This window comes from Prosthecomicrobium pneumaticum, assembly GCF_014199915.1.
GTDB lineage: Bacteria > Pseudomonadota > Alphaproteobacteria > Rhizobiales > Kaistiaceae > Prosthecomicrobium > Prosthecomicrobium pneumaticum.
The window spans coordinates 1-2,376 of the sequence record NZ_JACHOO010000023.1 but is presented as its reverse complement, the minus strand read 5'-3'; the positions used below and the strand labels follow the sequence as shown (position 1 = coordinate 2,376).

Below are 2,376 nucleotides of genomic sequence, written 5' to 3'. Positions count from 1 at the left end.
GACCTCGGAGCCGCGCCCTCCGCCGGTCCCTGTCCCGGTCCCCGCTCCGCCACCGCCCGCGGCGAGGCTGCGGAGATCCTCGATGGCCGTCCGGAGCGCGGCGATCCGTTCGCGGCCCTGTTCGAGCTTCCGCAACGTCTCCTCAGGAATGAAGGCGTCCGGATTGATCATCGCGCCGGCGATCGCTCCGACCGACTGACCGGGCGTCGCGTCTCCCGATGCGAGCCCCATGCTGAAGCCACCTCGCTGGCGCAGCTCGATCGCCTTCGCCCGCTCAAGCTGCGCTATCGCCTCGGCGCGCTGAAGGTCGGCCTCGGCCGCCTGCAACTGCGCCTCCTTCTCCTTCGCCAGCGCGTCGATATATTCCCTCGATCTACCGGCCGCGCCGGCCACCTGCTCGCGAAGAAGCCGCAGGGCGTCGTTGTGCGCCTCCGTCGCAAGCTTGGCGCTGTCGTGCTGCGACGCGAGGTAGAGGAGCCCGCCCGCGGCTGTCACTGCGAGCCCCACAGGGCCGCCCACGAGCGCAAGGGCGCCTGTCAGGCCGCGCGCGGCGAGAGCCGTCGCGCTCATGCCGGCGCCGGCCGCGGCGAGCCCCGACACGAGCCGCCCGGCCAGCGCAGCGGCCGTGAGGACCGCAGCCGATTCGAGAAGGTCAAAGTTCTGCGCCATGAACTGGATTGCGGCGGCAAGCGTCCTCGTGACGCCGGTCGCCTGATCGGCGCTGCCCACATAGGCAGTGAATGCCGTCTGGAAGTTCTCGGCGGCCTGCGCCACCGTCAGCGACATCGAGGCGACCGAACGGTCGATATCGTCCGAACCCTTCAGCAGGCCGCGGAACACACGGCCGCTGACGAGATCGCCCGCCTCGGCCAGCGCCCGCAGCTCGGTCGTCGTGACGCCGAACTCCTTCGCGATCAACTGCGCGATCGGCGGCGATTGTTCCAAGACCGAATTGAGCTCGTCGCCGCGCAGAACGCCGGAGCCGAGGGCTTGCCCAAGCTGCCGGATGGTCCCGGCCGCCTCCTGAGCGGAGGCGCCGCCGAGCACGAGAGCTTTCGCCACCGTCTCGGTTACACGGGCCACGTCCGCCTGCGAGGCGCCGAGCGTTCCGGCGCTGGACGCCATCTTCGCGTAGAGATCGACGACGGCGCCGAACTCGGTCCGCGAGCGAATCGCGATCTGCACCAGCTCGTTCTGCTTCGCCGCGACCTGATCGAGCGGCACGCCAACGGCCGCGAGCCGGTTCCCCGCATTCGTCCAGGCATCGGCATAGCCGACGACGGCCGCGACACTCAGACTGGCGCCGAGCCCGGCGAGCGGTGCCGCCATCCGGCTCGCAGCGCCGGCGAGGGCCTGCTCCATGCCGCGCGACGCCTTCACGGTGCGCGCCTCCATCCGCGCCATGCTCCGCTCCGTGTCACGAAGGCTCTTCGCCACGGCGCGGTCGAACTGGTTGAAGCGCGCCTCAAGCGAGACCGTCAGCTTCTGAAGGTCATCCGCCATCAGACGGACTCCCGCACGGCGCGCCGCTCGATCATCACGGCCGCGGCTCGCAGCTTCGCGCCCCACTCGTCGGGTCGCGCCCGAGCGGCGGGTCCGATCGCCTCAAGGCAGACCTCCGCAACCTCCTCGTCGGTGACGCCGAGCCACCGGAAAAAGGCGTGCAGATCCGAAAACGCGCCGCGCATCGCGTCCAGCCGGGCCGCCGCCGGCAACTCACTGACGAGGGAGCAGGTTTCGGCGCCGATGCCGGGTGCCTCCCGGCGGGGTTCTTCGGTCATTTGCCGCGCTCCACACGCAAATTTCGGGATCGGCTAAAAAAGTCCGTGAATGGTGGCCACCCGCGGGTCCGCTCCGGCGAGCATGCCCAAGGATTGACCACCCCCCCCGGTCACTGAAGTCGGGTCGACGGCGCGTTGGGCTCGTCGAGGTGCCGGAGAACGGCCCGCGCGACCATGTCCAGTTCGGCCTCGGTCGGATAGCGGCCGAGGATCTCGATCATCGGACCGATGGCGCGCCACAGAGCGTCCCGGAGGATGGCATCCAGCGCGGCGCCGGGCGTCCGGGGATAAGTCGGTGCCCACTCCGCTTCAATCCCTCCGGCGCCGCGCTGAAACCTTCTCTTCACTCTTCGTCCCCCCGTTTGAGAGCCGGAACGCGAACGCGCGGCTTGGGCGCGGCCTTGCCGTCGATCTCGGCGATGCGCGCTTCGAGATCGGCGAGCCGCTCGTCCAGAGGAGCGAGCCGCCGGGCGACATAGCCCTTGACGATCCCGACCATTTCGCGCCCGAAAGCCTTGCCGTCGAATGTCATCGCGAGGCCTGTCAGCTCGGCACGGGGTTGCCGCCCCAGGCCACATTCGTCAGCAGAGCGACG

The 2,376-nt window shown here is 69.9% G+C and carries 5 protein-coding genes; 1 reads left to right on the top strand and 4 read right to left on the bottom strand.

The features are described 5' to 3' along the window. A partial coding sequence (locus tag GGQ63_RS21815; protein ID WP_183858739.1) for a tape measure protein occupies window positions 1-1,329 on the bottom strand: 1,329 nt, incomplete at its 3' end. 31 nt (window positions 1,330-1,360) lie between these two features. On the opposite strand from GGQ63_RS21815, the gene GGQ63_RS22290 reads away from it, so the two are divergent. Beyond that, window positions 1,361-1,489, top strand: a complete 129-nt coding sequence (locus GGQ63_RS22290) for a hypothetical protein (protein WP_281380257.1) — start codon at window positions 1,361-1,363, stop codon at window positions 1,487-1,489. A gap of 13 nt (window positions 1,490-1,502) precedes the next feature. Here GGQ63_RS22290 and GGQ63_RS21810 read toward each other — a convergent pair whose 3' ends face one another. The 3 genes from GGQ63_RS21810 to GGQ63_RS21800 form a co-directional block, all read right to left on the bottom strand. Continuing rightward, window positions 1,503-1,781: a hypothetical protein gene (locus tag GGQ63_RS21810; RefSeq protein WP_183858738.1), complete on the bottom strand. Its 279-nt coding sequence runs from the start codon at window positions 1,779-1,781 to the stop codon at window positions 1,503-1,505. 110 nt (window positions 1,782-1,891) lie between these two features. Further along, the gene (locus GGQ63_RS21805; RefSeq protein ID WP_183858737.1) at window positions 1,892-2,128 is read right to left on the bottom strand and encodes a hypothetical protein; all 237 of its coding nucleotides are present in this window, start codon (window positions 2,126-2,128) and stop codon (window positions 1,892-1,894) included. After that, window positions 2,125-2,376: hypothetical protein (locus GGQ63_RS21800; RefSeq protein ID WP_246429934.1), on the bottom strand; the 252-nt coding region annotated here is incomplete at its 5' end. The genes GGQ63_RS21800 and GGQ63_RS21805, both read right to left, overlap by 4 nt.

Excerpts from the sequence above, each read along its gene's own strand:
- GGQ63_RS22290 (WP_281380257.1), top strand. The coding sequence starts at position 1,361 with ATGCCGCGCGACGCCTTCACGGTGCGCGCCTCCATCCGCGCCATGCTC.
- GGQ63_RS21810 (WP_183858738.1), bottom strand. The coding sequence starts at position 1,781 with ATGACCGAAGAACCCCGCCGGGAGGCACCCGGCATCGGCGCCGAAACC.